This window comes from Niallia sp. FSL M8-0099 (assembly GCF_038006945.1).
GTDB classification, from domain to species: domain Bacteria; phylum Bacillota; class Bacilli; order Bacillales; family Cytobacillaceae; genus Niallia; species Niallia circulans.
In genome coordinates, this window is the sequence record NZ_JBBOWF010000001.1 from 1,353,514 (window position 1) to 1,373,368 (window position 19,855).

The 19,855-nt window shown below is 36.3% G+C and carries 17 protein-coding genes; all 17 read left to right on the forward strand.

Features of this window, described 5'->3' with window-relative positions; translation table 11 throughout:
• The first annotated feature begins 501 nt into the window (after nucleotides 1-501).
• Nucleotides 502-933: a division/cell wall cluster transcriptional repressor MraZ gene (gene mraZ, locus NSQ92_RS06315; protein WP_047939902.1), complete on the forward strand. Its 432-nt coding sequence runs from the start codon at nucleotides 502-504 to the stop codon at nucleotides 931-933.
• A 63-nt stretch (nucleotides 934-996) separates the two neighbouring features.
• Nucleotides 997-1,929 carry a 16S rRNA (cytosine(1402)-N(4))-methyltransferase RsmH gene (rsmH, locus tag NSQ92_RS06320; protein ID WP_047939903.1) on the forward strand — a complete coding sequence of 311 codons (933 nt, stop codon included), beginning with the start codon at nucleotides 997-999 and terminating at the stop codon, nucleotides 1,927-1,929.
• Between the two features lie 24 nt (nucleotides 1,930-1,953).
• Nucleotides 1,954-2,313: a cell division protein FtsL gene (gene ftsL, locus NSQ92_RS06325; protein WP_047939904.1), complete on the forward strand. Its 360-nt coding sequence runs from the start codon at nucleotides 1,954-1,956 to the stop codon at nucleotides 2,311-2,313.
• A gap of 3 nt (nucleotides 2,314-2,316) precedes the next feature.
• Nucleotides 2,317-4,440 carry a penicillin-binding transpeptidase domain-containing protein gene (locus tag NSQ92_RS06330; RefSeq protein WP_341152483.1) on the forward strand — a complete coding sequence of 708 codons (2,124 nt, stop codon included), beginning with the start codon at nucleotides 2,317-2,319 and terminating at the stop codon, nucleotides 4,438-4,440.
• A 121-nt stretch (nucleotides 4,441-4,561) separates the two neighbouring features.
• On the forward strand, nucleotides 4,562-5,467 hold the full coding sequence (locus NSQ92_RS06335; protein ID WP_341152484.1) for a nuclease-related domain-containing protein: 906 nt from the start codon (nucleotides 4,562-4,564) through the stop codon (nucleotides 5,465-5,467).
• A 501-nt stretch (nucleotides 5,468-5,968) separates the two neighbouring features.
• A complete protein-coding gene (locus NSQ92_RS06340) occupies nucleotides 5,969-7,879 on the forward strand; it encodes a stage V sporulation protein D (protein ID WP_061796777.1) in 1,911 nt (636 codons plus the stop codon).
• Between the two features lie 313 nt (nucleotides 7,880-8,192).
• Nucleotides 8,193-9,674: a UDP-N-acetylmuramoyl-L-alanyl-D-glutamate--2,6-diaminopimelate ligase gene (locus NSQ92_RS06345; protein WP_047939908.1), complete on the forward strand. Its 1,482-nt coding sequence runs from the start codon at nucleotides 8,193-8,195 to the stop codon at nucleotides 9,672-9,674.
• Entirely contained in the window at nucleotides 9,658-10,098 is a 441-nt protein-coding gene (locus NSQ92_RS06350; RefSeq protein ID WP_095319928.1) for a hypothetical protein, read from the forward strand. The genes NSQ92_RS06345 and NSQ92_RS06350 overlap by 17 nt, the downstream gene beginning before the upstream one ends.
• A gap of 1 nt (nucleotide 10,099) precedes the next feature.
• Complete coding sequence (mraY, locus tag NSQ92_RS06355) at nucleotides 10,100-11,074, forward strand: phospho-N-acetylmuramoyl-pentapeptide-transferase (RefSeq protein WP_047939910.1); 975 nt, start codon at nucleotides 10,100-10,102, stop codon at nucleotides 11,072-11,074.
• Nucleotides 11,074-12,426, forward strand: a complete 1,353-nt coding sequence (murD, locus tag NSQ92_RS06360; RefSeq protein WP_047939911.1) for a UDP-N-acetylmuramoyl-L-alanine--D-glutamate ligase — start codon at nucleotides 11,074-11,076, stop codon at nucleotides 12,424-12,426. The genes mraY and murD overlap by 1 nt, the downstream gene beginning before the upstream one ends.
• A gap of 312 nt (nucleotides 12,427-12,738) precedes the next feature.
• The gene (gene spoVE / locus NSQ92_RS06365; protein WP_047939912.1) at nucleotides 12,739-13,839 is read left to right on the forward strand and encodes a stage V sporulation protein E; all 1,101 of its coding nucleotides are present in this window, start codon (nucleotides 12,739-12,741) and stop codon (nucleotides 13,837-13,839) included.
• 478 nt (nucleotides 13,840-14,317) lie between these two features.
• On the forward strand, nucleotides 14,318-15,421 hold the full coding sequence (gene murG / locus NSQ92_RS06370) for an undecaprenyldiphospho-muramoylpentapeptide beta-N-acetylglucosaminyltransferase (protein WP_047939913.1): 1,104 nt from the start codon (nucleotides 14,318-14,320) through the stop codon (nucleotides 15,419-15,421).
• A gap of 95 nt (nucleotides 15,422-15,516) precedes the next feature.
• Nucleotides 15,517-16,293 carry a cell division protein FtsQ/DivIB gene (locus NSQ92_RS06375; protein ID WP_095321263.1) on the forward strand — a complete coding sequence of 259 codons (777 nt, stop codon included), beginning with the start codon at nucleotides 15,517-15,519 and terminating at the stop codon, nucleotides 16,291-16,293.
• On the forward strand, nucleotides 16,283-16,981 hold the full coding sequence (locus NSQ92_RS06380) for a DUF881 domain-containing protein (RefSeq protein ID WP_341152485.1): 699 nt from the start codon (nucleotides 16,283-16,285) through the stop codon (nucleotides 16,979-16,981). Before NSQ92_RS06375 ends, NSQ92_RS06380 begins: the two co-directional genes overlap by 11 nt.
• Nucleotides 16,982-17,013: 32 nt before the next feature.
• On the forward strand, nucleotides 17,014-17,742 hold the full coding sequence (locus tag NSQ92_RS06385) for a DUF881 domain-containing protein (protein WP_445669258.1): 729 nt from the start codon (nucleotides 17,014-17,016) through the stop codon (nucleotides 17,740-17,742).
• On the forward strand, nucleotides 17,742-18,107 hold the full coding sequence (locus NSQ92_RS06390; protein WP_047939917.1) for a small basic family protein: 366 nt from the start codon (nucleotides 17,742-17,744) through the stop codon (nucleotides 18,105-18,107). Before NSQ92_RS06385 ends, NSQ92_RS06390 begins: the two co-directional genes overlap by 1 nt.
• Before the next feature lie 332 nt (nucleotides 18,108-18,439).
• Nucleotides 18,440-19,723 (forward strand): cell division protein FtsA, encoded by a 1,284-nt coding sequence (gene ftsA / locus NSQ92_RS06395; RefSeq protein ID WP_047939918.1) that lies wholly within the window; start codon nucleotides 18,440-18,442, stop codon nucleotides 19,721-19,723.
• Nucleotides 19,724-19,855: the final 132 nt, after the last annotated feature.

Here is a 19,855-nt window from a genome sequence, read left to right on the forward strand (position 1 = left end):
ACGGTTCAGACTGTCGACAAACTCCTAATTCAGTAATTAGGAGTTTGTTTTAGTTTATACATATACATTTTTTTAAATAAGAATTGATTTCCGTTGCAGGGGTACGCTTTCCGTGGGGCTCGCGCTGAGCCGCTTCGGCCTAAAGGCCTGCAGAATCTCAGACTGTCTCGCAGATCCCACAGAGTCTCACCCCTTCCATTCCAATCAATGCATAATAATTCCATTTGCATTTCCTAAATTCCTTTTGTCAACAAGCTGTACCGTCCTAATTATAGGACGGTTTTTTTATTGTTATAACGCATTTTCATTCCCTCCTTTAGTTTTGTCTTTTAGAAAATAAACAGACAATTCTCAAAAAGTAGTGATAAAGAACCCCGTTTATTCTTTTCAAAATTATTATTTTTGTTGCAGGAAATATACAAAATAGATAGAATTAAAATTAATAGTGGAGGAAAGTGGGGGAATGTGGTACATTGAGGTTAGAAAGTGGGGGACAAGGGTATGTTTATGGGTGAATATCATCATAATGTTGATGCAAAAGGACGTATCATTGTTCCTGCGAAGTTTAGAGAGAACTTAGGTGAAACCTTTATTCTAACCCGTGGCCTCGATCGATGTCTTTTCGGTTACCCACTTAATGAATGGGAGATAATTGAAGACAAGCTCAAGCAATTACCTTTAACCAAAAAAGATGCTAGAGCATTTACCCGATTTTTCTTCTCCGGAGCAACAGAATGTGAAATTGATAAACAAGGTCGCATTAATATTGCCTCCCCCTTATTTCAATATGCACAGTTAGAGAAGGAATGTGTTATTCTCGGTGTTTCTAATCGTATTGAAATATGGGATAAACAAGAGTGGGAAAATTATTTTTCCGAATCAGAGGATTCTTTTGCAGAAATTGCAGAAAATATGATTGGGTTTGATATTTAATTTTTTCACTATGTACATAATAAATACTACCTACAAGAAAAATTTATAGACAGGTGTGGATTCATGTTTAATCATACAACAGTATTACTGAATGAAGCTGTCGATGCTCTCGATATTAAGCCAGATGGAATTTATGTGGATTGTACTTTAGGTGGAGCAGGGCACAGCGAATTAATTCTTTCCAAATTATCAGGCAGTGGAAGGTTAATTGCATTTGATCAAGATGAAGTAGCAATAAAAAATGCACAAGTAAAATTAGCCCCATATAAGGACAGATTGACGATTGTCAAAAGTAACTTCCGCTATTTAAAAGAAGAAATTCACAACTTAGGGATTACACATGTAGATGGAATTCTTTATGACTTAGGTGTATCTTCCCCGCAATTGGATACTCCTGAGCGTGGATTTAGTTATCACCATGATGCACCACTTGATATGCGTATGGATAATGAAGCGGATGTTACTGCATATGATGTTGTTAATTCTTGGTCTTATGAATCACTAGTTAAAATTTTCTTTCGTTATGGAGAGGAGAAATTCTCTAAACAAATAGCAAGGAAAATTGAGGCAGCAAGAGAAAATCGCCCAATAGAAACGACTGGAGAGTTGGTTGAATTAATTAAGGAAGCTATTCCAGCGCCAGCTAGACGAAAAGGCGGTCATCCTGCAAAAAGAGTTTTTCAAGCAATACGAATTGCAGTTAATGATGAACTTGGCGTATTTGAAGCTTCGTTAGAGCAAGCCATTACGTTACTAAATCCAGGCGGAAGAATCAGCGTTATCACCTTCCATTCCCTTGAAGACAGAATTTGTAAGTCGACATTTAAAAAGATGAGTGATCTGCCGCCATTGCCGCCAGGACTACCGGTTATTCCAGATGAGTTTAAACCAGAATTGAAATTAATTACTAGAAAGCCGATTATCCCATCTGAAGAAGAATTAGAATTTAATAACAGAGCAAGATCAGCGAAACTACGTGTTGCAGAAAAACAATAACCAAAGGGTGCAGGAGGTAATTAAATGAGCAACTTAGCAAGAAAAATGCAGCAGGATCAATATCAACAACAAGAAGAAAAGCAGTCGGTTAAAAAGGTTATTAAACAGACTAAATCATTATTATCTCCTGGAGAGAAGATTTTAGGAATTGCCTTTGTAGTCATTATTTGTATTGGCGGCGTAAAAATTGTAAGCAATCAATCGGAGATTTATCAAGTAAATAAAGATATTCAAGTAGCGGAAAGCTCCATTAATTCGCTTGAAAAGTCAAACAAAGAATTAGATACACAAGTAAAGGATTTAAGCAGCTTTGAACGCTTACGCAAAGTAGCAGGGAAATTAGGTTTAGATTTTAGTAAAGACAATGTAAAGGTTGTGCATTAAGCAATGATCCGAAAACAACCTAATATTAATGTTGGAGCAGCCATCCTTTTTGTTTTCTTTTGTCTGCTCTTTTTTGTTTTAGTTATTCGGTTTGTCTATATTCAGGCGACAGGAGAAGTGTCAGGAGTAGAGATAGCTGCGCAAGCAGAAAAAAAACATAACACTTCCCGTGTGCTAGAGGCTTCAAGAGGAAGTATATTAGATCGCAATGGGGACGTAATTGCAGAGGATGCAGTTTCCTATAAGCTAGTTGCTGTAACAGATGAATCATTGAGTAAGAATCTGGATAAAAATGTTCATGTTGCGGATCCCGAATTGACAGCTAGAGAATTAGCAAAATATATCGATTTAAAAGAATCGGAGATTTATAGAATTTTAACCAAAAAGGGCGCAAAACAAGTGGAATTTGGGGAGGCCGGAAAAGATCTTTCCTATGAGACGAAAAAGAAAATTGAAGATTTAAAGCTTCCTGGTATTCAAATTGTTGAAGGGAAAAAACGTTTTTATCCGAATGGAATCTTTGCTTCCCATGTTATCGGCTATTTAGAAGAGGATGAAGGTAAAGAAACAGGCAGATTAGGTATTGAAGAAAGTTTAAATAAAATGCTGACAGGTACAAATGGCAGTATGCAGTATAGTAAAGATTTTTGGGGTTATATTTTGCCAAACAGTAAGGATAAAATCGTGCCTGCTCAAAATGGCAAGAATGTTTATTTGACACTTGATAAGAAAATCCAATCCTTTTTAGAAGATACGCTGAATAAGGTAAATGCAGAATATAATCCTGTAAAAATGATTGCGATTGTAGCTAATCCGAAAACAGGAGAAATATTAGCGATGAGTCAAAGACCATCCTTTGATCCCGAAACAAGAGAAGGTATTACAGCTTCCTGGCATAATGAAGCAATTGAAACCAATTATGAACCAGGATCCACTATGAAAATATTTACTTTAGCTGCAGCGGTGGAAGAAGGAGTATTCAATCCAAACGAGGAGTATCCGTCAGGCAGATATGAAGGAATAGGAGATCATAATAATGGAGCTGGTTGGGGAAAGATTTCTTATTTAGAAGGAGTTCAGCGATCTTCCAATGTAGCGTTCGCGAAACTTGCCAAGGAAAAAATCGGCTTTGAGACATTTAGAGAGTATTTAACAAAATTCGGCCTTGATCAGCCAACTGGAATCGATCTGCCTAGAGAAGCAAATAGCTCGATTGTATTTAATTGGCCAATAGAAAAAATTACAACTGCTTTTGGTCAAGGTACAGCTTTAACACCAATTCAGCAAATTCAAGCGGCAACAGCTATTGCCAATGATGGAAAAATGGTGAAGCCGTACGTTATTGAACAGATTAAAGATCCAAATACAGGGAAAATTATCAAAAAAGGCGAGACGCAAGTGGCAGGAACACCAATCTCTGCCAAAACAGCCAAAGAAGTCCGCGATATTCTTGAAACGGTTATTACGAGTAAAAAAGGGACGGGTTACAAAAAATTCAATATTGATGGATATGATGTTGCCGGTAAAACAGGAACCGCACAAATTCCTAAAAGCGGCGGCGGTTATTTAGAAGGTAAAAATGATTACATTTTTTCTTTTTTAGGTATGGCTCCGAAGGATGATCCTGAATTAATAATGTATGTTGCTGTTCAGCAGCCAGAGCTAAAGGAAACGGAAACTGGGTCTGAACCAGTCGCTGAAATTTTCACTTCAGTCATGAAGAGCAGTCTGCAGTATATGGATATAGTACCAACAAAAGAAGTAATTTCGAAGCCGATTGAAATCCCCAATTTAAGTGGAATGACTGCAGAAGAGGCGAAGAAAATTCTAGAGGATAAAGGGCTGAATGCCGTTATTATCGGAGACGGTAAGGCAGTGGAAGAACAGCTTCCAGTCAAAGGAGATACTTATCTAAAAGGCGAGAAAGTAATCTTAAAGACGGATGGTAAAGAAACAGTTCCTAATATGAAGGGCTGGTCATTACGCGATGTTTTAAAAGTAGTGGACCTCAATAAGCTGAAACTTGAAAGTTCTGGCAGTGGATATGTGTCCTCTCAGAGTATAAAAGCAGGGTCTAAGGTTAAAGAAAACGATAAGGTATCGGTTAAGTTAAAAGAACCAGAGTAAGAGAGAGCTTCACTACATTTTTGAGATGTAGTGAAGCTTTTTTGTTGGAGATGGACGCGGTATTGTATACTAGAAATAAGCGTTCGTTTGTAATGCTTCAGTAAAATAGGAGGGTGAAAAATTGTATAAGAAAAGAAGGGAACCACTGGAATTAGCTTTATTAAAATCATTAAATAGCCGAATGGAATTATCTGATGAATTGAAGACAAAGTACTTAAATCAAGGGAAAGGCTGGGAAGGAGAGAGGAAGTTTGATAAGTATTTAAAGGATTTAGCCCCAAATAGTATTATATTAAATGATTTATTATTACAATCACACCAGACGACATTTCAAATCGACTCCTTATTGATAGAAGGAGATGCACTTCATCTCTATGAAATTAAGAACTATGAAGGTGACTTTTATTATGAAAATGATCGATTCTATAAGAAAAAAAATAAAGTAGAAATCAGTAATCCTATTACTCAATTAAAACGAACCGATTCATTATTAAGACAATTAGTTCACCAGCTTGGTTACTCCATTACAATTATTCCACACGTTGTTTTTATAAACCCCGAATTTATCTTATATCAAGCTCCACTTCATTTGCCTTGCATTTATCCTAACCAATTAAATCGTTATGTTAAATTATTAGAAAAAAATAAATCACAAGTAAAAAAACAGCATGCGGTCTTTGCTGAAAAGTTGATCGCTCTTCATATGGATGAATCACCTTATCGAAGAATACCAAGTTATACCTATGAAGAACTTAAGAAAGGAATCCTTTGCGATAAATGTAACTCACTGTTCATTTCAACAGAAAGTGCAATGATCAAATGTGATGTATGTGGATATACAGAAAGCTTGGAGTTAGCTGTTTTACGAAGTGTTAAAGAATTTAAGCTGCTTTTTCCAGAAAGAAAGATAACGACAAAAGAAATACATGACTGGTGTCTGATATCGGGAGGAATGCGAAGGATTAAGAGAATATTAGATAAGCTTTATAGGCTTATTGGTGTACATCAGTGGGCGTATTATGAGTGACAGACAGTATTCAACAAGGGGATGAACGCCGAAGTAACCAGAAGAAGCAGGAAAAGTGGTTTTCATCAAAGGAATGAACACCAAAATAACCAGAAGAAGCAGGAAAAGTGGTTTTCATCAAAGGGATGAACACCAAAATAACCAGAAGAAGCAGGAAAAGTGGTTTTCATCAAAGGAATGAACACCAAAATAACTAGAAGAAGCAGGAAAAGTGGTTTTCATCAAAGGAATGAACACCAAAATAACCAGAAGAAGCAGGAAAAGTTGTTTTCATCAAAGGGATGAACACCAAAATAACTAGAAGAAGCAGGAAAAGTGGTTTTCATCAAAGGGATGAACACCAAAATAACCAGAAGAAGCAGGAAAAGTGGTTTTCAGCAAAAAAATTCCTCACAAAATCCCCTCCCTCCTTACAAACCAACTAACCAATACTCCCCGTTCTATTCCGATTCGTACAAGCATATATTTCAATTGAGTTAGTATAAAGGAGGTTCCATCTGTATGCGGGTTTCAAACGTAACCGTTCGGAAGCGATTGTTGATAGCGCTTGTTGCTGGGATAGTTATTTTTCTAATAATTGATACAAGATTAGCGTATGTTCAATTTTTTCTAGGGGACGAGCTTACAACGAAAGCGAAAAATTTATGGAGTAGACAAATTGCTTTTGAGCCACAACGAGGAGAGATCTTGGATCGCAATGGAATAGCGCTTGCCACTAATGTCAGTGCGCCAACGGTTTATATAGTACCACGCCAAATTAAAGATCCAGCCGACACCGCTGAAAAGCTTGCAGAAGTATTAGAAGCAGATAAGGAATCTGTTTATAAGCAGATTATTCAAAGGGAGATGAGTGTTCGCTTAAAAGAAGGCAGGAAAATCACGCATGAAAAAGCCAAAAAAGTTCGTGCACTTGATATAGACGGTGTATATATTGGTGAAGATTCAAAGCGATCTTATCCTTTTGGAAATTATTTATCCCATGTATTAGGGTTTGCTGGTATTGATAATCAAGGGCTAATAGGTTTAGAGCTGGAATATGATGATGAGTTGAAGGGAAAGAAGGGATCTGTTCAATATTATTCGGATGCGAAAGGGCAGAGAATGAATGATATGGCTGATGCCTATGAAGCTCCGGTAAATGGGAATGATTTAGTCCTTACTATTGATACAAAAATTCAAACGATTGTAGAAAGAGAATTGGATATAGCTCAACAAACCTATGATCCTGAATCGATTATCGCACTTGCGATGAACCCAAAAACTGGCGAGGTTTTGGCAATGTCAAGTCGACCAGGCTTTAATCCATCTGATTTTCAAAATGTGGATTCCACTGTTTATAATCGTAATTTACCGATCTGGAGTTCGTATGAACCAGGATCTACCTTTAAAATTATTACATTGGCAGCAGCTTTAGAAGAAGGAAAAGTGGACTTAGATAAGGACACTTTTTATGATAAAGGGTATGCAGAAGTGGGTGGAGCAAAACTTAAATGCTGGAAGCGAGGAGGACATGGCTCGCAAACGTTTTTAGAGGTCGTTCAAAATTCTTGTAACCCTGGTTTTGTAGAATTAGGGGAACGTCTTGGCAAAGATAAGCTGTTTCAATATATTCGTGATTTTGGATTTGGGCAAAAAACAGGAATTGATTTACAAGGAGAATCAAAAGGGATTTTGTTTAACATGGACAGAGTAGGCCCGGTGGAGCAAGCGACTACAGCATTTGGTCAAGGTGTCGCCGTAACACCAATTCAGCAAGTTACGGCACTATCTGCCGCAATTAATGGAGGTACTTTATATACTCCTTATGTAGCAAAAGAATTGATTGATCCATCTACAGGTGAAGTAGTTATGGAGAAAAAACCTGTTGCAAAGAGAAAGGTAGTTTCTGAAGAAACATCTAAAGAAGTGAGACGGGCATTAGAAAATGTTGTGGCAAAGGGATCTGGAGGAAAGGCCTTTGTGGAAGGCTATCGAGTTGGTGGAAAAACTGGGACGGCTCAAAAAGCTTCTGGTGGAAGATATTTAGAAAATAACTATATTCTTTCCTTTATCGGCTTTGCACCTGCTGATGATCCTGAATTAGTTGTGTACGTGGCAGTAGATAACCCAAAAGGAACGGTGCAATTCGGTAGTGCGGTTGCTGCTCCAATTGTTGGTGCGATTATGGGAGATAGTTTGAGAGCCCTTGGTGTGGAACCGCGTAAAGATCAAATTGACAAAGTATATAAATATCCGGAAAATCCATTAATAGAAGTGCCAGACCTTGTTGGGCATACGAAAAAAGATATTAGTGAAATGTTTATTAATCTTAAAATTGATTCAAGCGGAAGCGGGGATACGGTGATTAAGCAGTCTCCAGAACCTGGAACAAAAGTGAAGGAAGGATCAACCATTTTGATTCAGTTTAATTAATTGGATAAGAGGCGGCCGAATAATACGTGCCGCTTCTCTTTCCCCTATAAAAAAAGCCTCTAGATCCTGTTAATACTGGAATCGAGCTCGTATGTACATAATTAAAATTTTCCTCTATCTTAAATTATTCTTCTAATATAAATTCTCCAACAATAAGGTACAACATAGATAAATTTTTTTTAATCATGTAAAATAATATACGCTAAGAAAATTGTATAATCTATATGGCTGGTTCATTATTTAGTATATAATTAATATTTATGAGCAATCAAAGATTACATATAGAGCTAGAGAAAAGAGGAATCAAAAAGCGATGCAATTAAAAAAACTTATTGAGAGTTTACAGCCATACACTTCTTATACCGGAGAAGATGTGGAAATAAAATCAATAGAGAATGATAATCGCAAAGTATCAGATGGCAGTCTTTTTATTTGTATAAAAGGATATACAGTGGATGGTCATGATTTTGCCCAAAAAGCATATGAATCTGGGGCAGTCGCTGTCATAGCAGAAAGAAGTTTATCCTTGCCTATTCCAGTTATCATTGTAAAAGATACAAAAAGAGCTAGTAGTGTGCTTGCAGATGTATTTTATCAAAAGCCGACCCAAAAGCTTCAGCTTATTGGGATAACAGGTACAAATGGAAAGACAACAACTAGCCATTTAATAGATGCTATATTAAAAGAGGCGCATAAAAAAACAGGAATCATCGGTACGATGTATACCAAAATCGGTGAGGAAATACAAGAAACAAAAAATACAACTCCAGAAGCTGTGACACTTCAGAAGCTGTTTCATCAAATGGTGGAACAAAAAGTTGATACAGCTGTTATGGAAGTATCTTCCCATGCCCTTGTAGAAGGCAGAGTATTTGGCTGTGATTATGATATTGCTGTTTTTACCAATCTTAGTCAAGATCATTTAGATTATCATGGTACGATGGAAGAATATAAAAAAGCGAAAGGATTGCTTTTTACAAGACTAGGAAATGCCTTTTCGTCTGAAAAGCCGAAATTTGCTATTCTAAATAAAGATGATGCAGCAGCAAATGAGTATGAAACCATTACAGCGGCTCATATTCTAACATATGGAATTGATACAGAAGCTGATATAATGGCAAAAAATATAAAAATCACGGCAGCAGGTACATCATTCGATTTACATTCTCCGCTTGGCATACATTCTGTCCAGTTGAAAATGGTTGGAAAATTTAACGTGTATAATACACTAGCAAGCATTGGTGCTGCAATTGCAAGTAATATTCCAATGGAAGTGACCATCAATGCACTTGAAAAGGTAGCAGGAGTCGCAGGGAGATTTGAAACGGTTAATGCCGGCCAAGATTTTTCAGTGATCGTTGATTATTCACATACACCTGATAGTTTGCAAAACGCTTTGCAAACGGTAAAAGAATTTGCTAAGAATAACATATATGTAATCGTTGGCTGTGGGGGAGATAGAGACAAGACGAAGCGTCCTTTAATGGCGAAAATTGCTTGCGAGGAAGCGAGCTATGCTATCCTAACCTCCGATAATCCTAGAAGTGAAGATCCGCTTGCCATATTAAAAGATATGGAGCAAGGAGTTAAGGGAGAACAGAATTATACAATAATCTCTGATCGCAAAGAGGCTATTGCCTTTGCTGTTGATCAAGCCCAGCCTGATGATGTTATTCTAATTGCAGGGAAAGGCCATGAAACGTATCAAATTATTGGTTCTAAAGTGTTAGATTTTGATGACCGTTTAGTTGCAAAAGAAGCGATAGAGGAGAGAAAAAATGACACTGTCCTATAAATTAATCCTCCAGGCTATACCTGAAGCAAAAGGGTTTGTGAAAGAAGATTTGCGTTTTCAAACCGTGTCATTCTTAGCAGAGTGCGAACAGCCAAAAGGACTGTTTATTCCATTATATAAAGATAACTCTGGTGATTTGAGTGCTGCTATAACAAATGGAGCAATTGGAGCGATTTGGGAAGAGGGGATGGAACTCCCAATCTATACACCTAATCATTTTCCAATTTTTTATACAAAAGATTTAAAGGAAGGCATATTAAAAATGAGCAAAATTTACGAGCAACAATTACAAGCACAAGAAAAAACAACTAAATTTATTTTTTTGCAAGAAAACAGTCTGAATTCCCATATAGAAACATATGATATAGCGGTAATTAGAGAGCATGTGTTAAATACAAACAATCAAGTGAAAGGAGGGAATTAAAATGCAGGAGAAAGTTATCTTTTTTACGATTCTATTAGGCTTTTTAATAACGGTATTAATTTCTCCCTTTTTTATTCCCTTCTTGCGAAGATTAAAATTCGGACAAAGCATTAGAGAAGAAGGACCGAAATCTCATCAGAAAAAAACGGGAACGCCAACTATGGGGGGCTTAATGATTATTTTCTCCATTGTGGTAACGACTTTGGTAATGATTAATAAATTTTCAGAGCCGACGATTAAGACGTATTTATTACTTTTAGTATTAGTCGGGTTTGGATTGTTAGGCTTTTTAGATGACTTTATAAAAGTAGTGATGAAGCGTAATTTAGGATTAACTTCTAGACAAAAGCTATTAGGGCAGATTGTTATTTCGCTTATTTTTTACTTTGTTTTACGCGAAAACGAATTTTCTACTGCTATTTCGATTCCTTTTGTAGATAAACCACTAGAATTAGGTTGGTTCTATGCACTATTTATTATTTTTTGGTTAGTTGGATTTTCTAATGCGGTGAATTTAACAGATGGCTTGGACGGATTAGTTTCTGGGACTTCTGCTGTGGCGTTTGGAGCGTTTGCTGTCCTTGCATGGAGTCAATCACAGTTTGAAATTAGTATTTTCTCGGTAGCCATTGTGGGCGCAGTTTTAGGATTCTTAGTATTCAATGCCCATCCAGCAAAAGTATTTATGGGAGATACTGGTTCACTTGCACTTGGAGGTGCTATTGCAGCGATTGCTATCTTAACAAAGACAGAAATCTTGTTAATATTAATAGGTGGAGTATTTGTTATTGAGACACTTTCAGTCATTCTTCAAGTAATATCTTTTAAATCAACAGGAAGAAGAATTTTCCGTATGAGTCCATTACATCACCATTATGAACTAGTTGGCTGGTCTGAATGGCGAGTAGTTGTGACATTTTGGACGGTAGGATTATTATTCGCCGCTCTAGGAATTTATATTGAGGTGTGGTTATAATGAAGCAGATTAACGATTTTCATCATAAAAAAATACTAGTATTAGGCCTTGCTAAAAGTGGAGTAAGCGCAGCTCAATTACTACATAATTTAGGGGCCTTTGTAACAGTAAATGATAGTAAGCCATTGGATGAAAATCCGGAAGCGCAAGGTTTATTAGAACAAGGAATAACGGTTATCTGCGGAAGCCATCCTATTGAGTTACTGGAGGAAGGTTTCCAGCTGATCGTAAAAAACCCTGGCATTCCTTACTTTAATCCAATGATTAAAGGGGCGGTGGAGCGCGGCATTCCTGTCATCACAGAGGTAGAACTAGCATATAGAGTTTCCGAAGCCCCATTCCTTGCGATCACTGGGTCAAATGGGAAAACAACGACCACAACCTTATTGTTTGATATGTTAGAAGTTGATAAGAAAAAGCCACTGATAGCTGGGAATATTGGAACAGTTGCTTCTAATGTAGCCCAAGTTGCAGAGGAAGATAATAAAATAGTGATTGAATTATCCTCCTTTCAATTAATGGGAATTGAAAAATTCAAGCCGAAAATTGCGATCATTACAAATATTTATGAGGCACATTTAGATTATCATGGGACACGGGAAGAATATGCGAAGGCAAAAGGAAACATTACGAGAAACCAAGATGAAAGTGACTATTTAATTGTGAACGTCGAACAAGAGATTGTCATGGATATCGCGAACAGCAGCAATGCAACGATTATTCCTTTTTCTGCAAAACGTGAACTTGAGTATGGGGCCTATGTAAAAGATAATATTATTTATTTTAATGATCAAAAAATTATGGCATTGTCAGATATAACGTATTTAAGTGCATTAAATTTAGAAAACATCCTTTCATCTGTTGCAGCAGCAAAATTATCAGGTGTAACAAATGAAAGTATTTTTGCAGTATTAAGTACCTTTAAAGGGGTTAAGCATCGTCTGCAATTTATTAAAGAAGTTAACGGACGGAAATTCTATAATGACTCGAAAGCAACGAATATCCTGGCAACACAAAATGCCCTTGCAGCCTTTAATGAACCGGTTATTCTGCTAGCTGGTGGACTGGACCGTGGAAATGAATTTGATGAACTCATTCCATCTCTTAAAAATGTAAAAGCTATGATTACTTTTGGACAAACTGCTGAAAAAGTGGAGAAGGCAGGCAAGCTTGCAGGAATAAAAACCATTAAACGCGTCGATAATGTGGACAAAGCAGTACCTGCTGCCTATGACTTATCAGAAAGCGGAGATGTTATTCTTCTTTCCCCAGCATGTGCAAGCTGGGATCAATATAAAACTTTTGAAGTCAGAGGAGACATTTTTATCAATGCGGTGCATATGCTTAAATAAGGGCTTGTCTGTAAGTAGGCGTTGAAAGAAAACTTGAGATCTATATGGATAGAAATAAAAAAGTATCCATATAAAATACTTACTTTAAAGTAAGCTCTGTAAATGATAACAAGGTTAGTAGAAAAAGGATGCAGGTTCCATTTCATCTAAATTGGGGTGGAAGGAACAATCTTCCCTTTTTCCTGTTTTAACTGATGATTTACAGAGCTTTCTTTTTTTTATCCGATTCCTCAGTAGTATACAAAGAAATCTGGATATAAATCGCTTTTCTTTGTTGCAAGCCCTTAATCTTGCAGGTTCGAGGTGTTAATGGTGCCATCAAAAAAAACGACTCCAGATATAATTTTAATGATTATTACATTTACATTGCTAGCTATAGGGTTAATCATGGTGTATAGTGCTAGTGCTGTTATGGCGGAACGAAATTTAGGTGATTCTTTTTTCTTTGCTAAAAGGCAAATGCTTTTTGCAGGGGTCGGAATTGCAGCAATGTTATTTATTATGAATCTAGATTATTGGATATGGAGATCCTGGGCTAAACCGATTATTATTGTTTGTTTTATTTTACTTGTCGTTGTTTTAATTCCTGGAGTGGGGTTAGTTCGAAATGGTTCACAAAGCTGGATTGGAGTAGGAGCTTTTTCCATTCAGCCCTCTGAATTTATGAAAATAGCAATGATTCTTTTCTTAGGAAAATTTCTATCGGAAAATCAAAAGCATATAACCTCTTTTAAAAAAGGGTTACTTCCCTCATTAGGTCTGGTATTCCTTGCCTTCGGAATGATTATGCTTCAGCCGGATTTAGGTACTGGGACAGTTATGGTTGGTACAAGTATTGTCATGATTTTCATTGCTGGTGCTCGCATTCGCCATTTTGTTATATTAGGTCTTATTGGAGTAGCTGGTTTTATCGGACTGGTTGCATCAGCTCCTTATAGGATTAAAAGGATAACATCCTTTCTGGATCCGTGGTCAGATCCATTAGGAAGCGGATTTCAAATAATCCAATCTTTATATGCAATTGGTCCAGGCGGTTTATTCGGTTTAGGCCTTGGGGAAAGCAGACAAAAATTCTTCTACTTGCCTGAGCCCCAGACAGATTTCATTTTTGCGATTCTGTCAGAAGAATTAGGCTTTATCGGCGGCTCTCTGATTTTATTATTATTTGCACTTTTACTTTGGAGAGGCATAAGAATTGCATTAGGAGCTCAAGATTTATTTGGAAGCTTTGTGGCAGTCGGGATCATTTCCATGGTTGCAATTCAAGTTATGATTAACATTGGGGTGGTAACAGGGCTAATGCCAGTTACAGGGATTACACTTCCGTTTTTAAGCTATGGCGGCTCATCGCTGACACTTATGTTAATAGCGATAGGCATCCTTCTAAATGTCAGCCGATTTTCGCGGTATTAAATGCAGCCTCTTATCCTTTAATAGGAGAGGAAGCCTCATAATTGGATATTTTTATAGAATTTATAGAAACCTAGTGAAGTGAGTGCATTCTCTTTTACTAGGTTTTTTATGTGGAAAGCTAAAGATTGTTTATCATAGTAGTTTCTTCCTTAAAAAGGGAAGGCGTGTTATAGAATACAAAAAATTTATTTTTTTCACACATATGATAAATTTTTTTCAAACATGACAATATGACTTGTAGGAAGACGAAATGTATTACATTTCATTATCATTTTCAAGATATTCATAAAGCAAGTTTAAAATATAGTACAATAAGGTATCTATTATTTGGGAGATGACGGCAAAGCTAAAAAATATCTTAAAAAATAGCAGAAGATTATTTCTGTTTTATGTTATTTGAAGCTATAATGTAAAAGAGAAGAAAACAACGTTTTTTTCAGGAAAAAGTAGAGATGAGAAGTATTTTGAGGTGGAAAGAATGAAAATAGTAGTAAGCGGCGGAGGAACAGGGGGACATATATACCCTGCATTAGCATTGATTCGCGAAATAAAAAGAGAAGTGAAGGATGCTGAATTTCTTTATATCGGAACAGAGCAAGGGCTAGAAAGTAAATTAGTTAGAAGAGAAGATATTCCATTTAAAACAATACATATCACAGGGTTTAAACGAAAACTTTCCCCAGAAAATGTGAAAACAGTTTGGAGATTTATTGCAGGTGTACAAAAAAGTAAAGCGATTTTAAAAGAATTTGAAGCAGACGTTGTCATCGGAACAGGCGGATATGTTTGTGGCCCGGTTGTATATGCGGCAGCTAAGCTTGGAATACCGACTATTATTCATGAACAAAATAGTGTTCCAGGGTTGACCAATAAGTTTTTAAGTAGATATGTCGATAAAGTAGCGATTTGTTTTGAAGAAGCTGCTTCTTTTTTCCCAGATGAAAAAGTAGTGATGACTGGGAATCCAAGGGCATCCGAAGTGTTAAACCAGGATGGAATAAAAGGTCGCTTATCAGTCGGATTAAAATTAAAAGAACCCGCTGTTCTTATTGTTGGCGGGAGCAGAGGGGCAAGACCGATAAATGATGCTGTAATTGCGGCTTTACCACAATTAGGGGAAAAAGCTTATCAAGTTCTTTATGTAACAGGAGAGGTACATTACGAAGCGGTAAAGAAAGAAGTAGAGCGTGTCGGCAATCCGGAAAATGTTATTATTAAGCCATTTGTCCATAATATGCCTGAAGTATTAACGAGTATTGATTTAACTGTTGCAAGAGCCGGCGCAACAACATTAAGTGAGTTAACCTCGCTTGGTATTCCGAGCATTCTTGTGCCAAGTCCTTATGTAACGAATAATCATCAAGAAAAAAATGCACATGCATTAACAAGTAACGGAGCAGCCAAAATGCTCCTTGAACGTGATATGAATGGCCAAAAATTGATAGAAGAAATGGATACTATCATGCTAAATCCTGTTTTGCTGAAGGAGATGAAAGAGGCTTCCAAAAAATTAGGTATTCCTGATGCGGCAATGAGGCTGTATAATGTCATGAAGGAAGTAATCAATAACAAGAAAAAATAAGATAGCAAATAGAAAATGTGTTTGTTAAAAAAAGGTGGACAACCTATTGTATTGTTATGTACTATTTCCTTATTTAATAATATCGGGGTGATTTTTTGGAAAAAGGGAAGGTAGTTTCTTTAGAAGATAGAATTCCAAAATTAAAAGAGCAGAGACGAAGAAAAGCGAATCGCCGCCTTATTTTCCTTCTCCTTCTATTCTTCCTAATCATCGTTTGCGTTATATACTTCCAATCACCTTTAAGTCATGTGAAAAACATCGAAATTACGGGGAATCGTTTATATTCTTTTGAAGACTTGGAGAAAATGAGCGGAATTAACAGCAAAACAAATATTTGGACAATCAAAAAAGATAAGCTCACAGAGAAATTAAAAGACTCAGGTGGAATTAAATCTGCTAAGATTTCTATTGTTTTTCCAAATACTGTTCATATAGACGTAAAAGAGTACAGGAAGATTGCTTACTTTGAAGTAAAGAATGAATTTATTCCACTTCTTGAAAATGGGGAGATGCTGCAGGATAGAGCAATGACCAATAGTCCCTATGATGCTCCTATTATTAAGGATATGAAGAGCGATGATAAAGTAATCAAAAAAATAGGGGAAGAACTAAATAAACTGTCAGCAGAAGTGTATAATGCGATTTCTGAAGTAAGGTATACTCCTAGGAATACAGATAAGTGGCGTGTTACTGTATATATGAATGATGGGAATCAGGTATTAGCTTCTTTATCCTCTTTTTCTGATAAGATGCAGCATTATCCATCCATCATTTCCCAGTTGAATACAGATAAAAAAGGCGTTATTGATTTAGAGGTAGGTTCCTATTTTAAAGCTTTTGATTCGGAAGGGGAAAAGAAGGGTGAAGAATAATAAAAGAAGAAGAAATGTTATCTTCTCCTTAGTTTTTCTTGTACTTGGATTTATGATTTCTTTTTCCTATCAAAATACAAAAAAAGATGAAGGTAAAGGACTGAACGAGAGCCAATTTGAAAGAGATTTGGATTTGCGCAATGAGCTAATCGAGCAGGAAGAAAAGAATAATGAGTTATATAAGGAGTTAAAGGGAAACCAAAGGGAATTGGTTCAATTAGAGAAGAAGCTTTCTAATGAAGCAGAGACTTATTATAACTTGGCAGAAGATGCGGAAAAATACCGGATATATTTAGGAAAGGTTGCAGTAAAAGGGGAAGGGGTACAAATTGCTTTGGAAGATGGTGAGTATAATCCAAAGGAAGATAATGTCAATAATTATTTGGTACATGAGCATCATGTATTTAAAGTGATTAACGAGCTGTATATTGCTGGTGCAGAAGCGATTAGTATCAATGGACAAAGACTAGCACATAATTCTTATATCCTTTGTAATGGTCCCGTAATTGAAATAGATGGTTACCAGCACCCGGCCCCTTTTGTTATTACGGCAATTGGCGACAGCGATGTGTTAGAAGGCGCAATAAATATCAATGGTGGCGTAAAGGATTTGTTAGTAAATGATAATATAAGATTTACGCTTGAGAAAAAAAGAATGATACAAATGGATCCTTTAAATGTTAATTAACGATAAGTATGATTTAGAAAGTATGATGCGCTTTGAATAAGAAATTTATAACCATGACGGGAATTACGCTTATTGCTGGATTTATGATAGCAGTTCAATTTCAGACAATAAAAGAACCTGCTGTCCGAGACACGAGAGATACTTGGGAGTTAAGAGAAGATCTTATCCAAGAGAAAAAAATAGAGTTAAAGCTAATAGATGAGATACGTTCGACTAATGGAAAGATAGAAGAATATGAGAATGAAACCCCAAGAAGCAAAGAAGCGGTATTGAAAGAGACTTTGGCAGAATTAAAGCAGGAAGCGGGCTTAACAGAGGTAACGGGAAAGGGAATTATCTTAAAGATTGAGCCTGTCAGTACAGAAATTCTTTTAGGTGAAGATCCCGGAGTAGTTACCTCTGAATTATTACAACGGTTAGTAAATGAATTAAACTTATATGGTGCTGAGGAGATAGCGATAAATGATAATCGTTATGTAAATACAACGGTTATCCGTGAAATTAACAATGTGTTAAAAATGGATGGGAACCCCCTGAATCAGCTGCCAATTGAAATAAAAGTGATAGCGAAGGATGCTGACACTGCTGAAAAACTATTTAATTACATGAAGGTTTCCAAGTCAGCAGATGAATTTTTCTTATCTAATCTGTTATTGAATGTCGTGATGCCAAAAGAACCGATCAACATTCCAGCATATAGTAACCCCATAAATATCCATTATATGAAGCCTGTAAGTACAAGTAAAGGAGGAGATTCTTAATGTGGCTTCCTATATTTGGGTTGATTGTTGGGATAGTATTGGGATTATTAACCGATATAAAAGTGCCAGACGAATATGCTAACTATTTATCAATCGCTGTTCTCGCTGCACTGGATACTTTATTTGGAGGAATTCGTGCTCATCTGCAAAATATATTCGACGAGAAAGTATTTGTAACTGGGTTCTTCTTTAATATTGCTCTTGCAGCAAGTTTAGCTTTTCTAGGTGTACATCTTGGTGTAGACTTATATTTAGCGGCTATTTTTGCATTTGGTGTTCGACTATTTCAAAATATAGCTGTCATCCGCAGTATTATCTTAAAGAAATCAAATGCGCATTCTCTTGAAAAAAATGAAAAAAGTTGACAGAGAAAAAAGGGAATATATTAGTTTTGGCGAATAATTTAAATATTAATAGATATAGTGGAAGTGAATTACGATATTTCCTTGTGGAATAAGTAATTAGTCCTATTTGTAGTAAAAAAGACCAAAATTGTGTTGACACTTTGCGAAAACTTAGTGAAAATATGGTGTTGCCTGGTATACAATAGAATAGTTGTGAAGATTAGATTATTTTATGTATATCAAATAAACTATGTAAATAGCAGACGTTACTTCTGATAAAAAAGTTGAATTTTTGACTGTATGACATAACTTGTTGTTCACATTATTTAAAATGCAAAAGGAGGTGCCCGAGAATGAACAGCAATGAACTTTATGTAAGTCTAGACATCGGTACATCCAGCATAAAAGTAATCATTGGAGAAATGATTAACGAATCTTTAAATATTATTGGTGTAGGCATCGTCCCATCAGAAGGTTTAAAAAAAGGTTCAATTGTGGATATAGATGAAACCGTTCATTCTATTCGACAAGCAATTGAGCAGGCCGAACGAATGGTTGGGATGGAGATAAAGCAAGTAGTTGTTGGCGTTTCGGGAAATCATGTAAATCTGCAAACCTCACGTGGAGTAGTTGCAGTTTCAAGTGAAAATCGCGAAATTACAATTGAAGATGTAATTAGGGTAAAGGATGCTGCACAGGTAGTTTCCATTCCCCCAGAAAAAGAGATTATTGATATAATTCCTAAACAATTTATTGTAGATGGATTAGATGAAATTACTGATCCGCGAGGAATGATTGGTGTAAGATTGGAAATGGAAGGTACTATTATTACTGGAAGTAAAACCATTTTACATAACACCTTAAGATGTGTGGAAAGAGCAGGTCTTGAAATTCAAGATATCTCCTTGCAGCCACTTGCCGCAGGATCTTTTGCGCTTTCAAAAGATGAGAAAGACTTAGGAGTGGCGTTAGTAGATATAGGCGGAGGATCTACTACAATTGCTGTATTTGAAAATGGATTCCTTAAAGCCACCAGCGTTATTCCTGTAGGTGGAGATCATATTACCAAAGACTTATCCATTGGTCTTCGAACTACAACAGAAGATGCAGAGAAAATAAAAATAAAGTATGGTTATGCTTTTTATGATCATGCTTCTGAAGAGGAAGTATTCAGCGTTCCTATTATCGGAAGCGATCAGCATCAGCAATTTAATCAATTGGAGATTTCTGATATTATAGAAGCAAGATTAGAAGAAATCTTTGAACTTGTTGGTCATGAACTAGCGAGACTAGGAGTATACGATCTTCCAGGAGGATTCGTATTAACTGGAGGAGTAGCTAGTACGAAGGGAATTTTAGAATTAGCGCAAGATATTTTCCAAAGCCGAGTTAGAATTGCTATTCCTGATTATATCGGAGTAAGAGAGCCACAATATACTACTGCAGTTGGTTTAATTAAATTCTCCTATAAAAATAGTAAACTTCAAGGGGGAAATATTCATAACCCTGTTACTGTTCCTGCTGAAACAAGGGAAAAAGTTCAAAAAACAGCATCCCAAAAACCAGCTTATGAGAAAAAACAAGTGGAAAAAGAACCCTCAAAGTTTAAGAAATTTATGGGATATTTCTTTGATTAATGAAATGTCTTTAATAGGACAAGCATAATTTTGATAAAAAGAACTTCGAGAAGGCTGAGAGTCGTTTAGGGTCAGTCTAGGTATTAAAATGGTATGTTACTCCATATCACCAAGACTTGAGATGCGGACAGT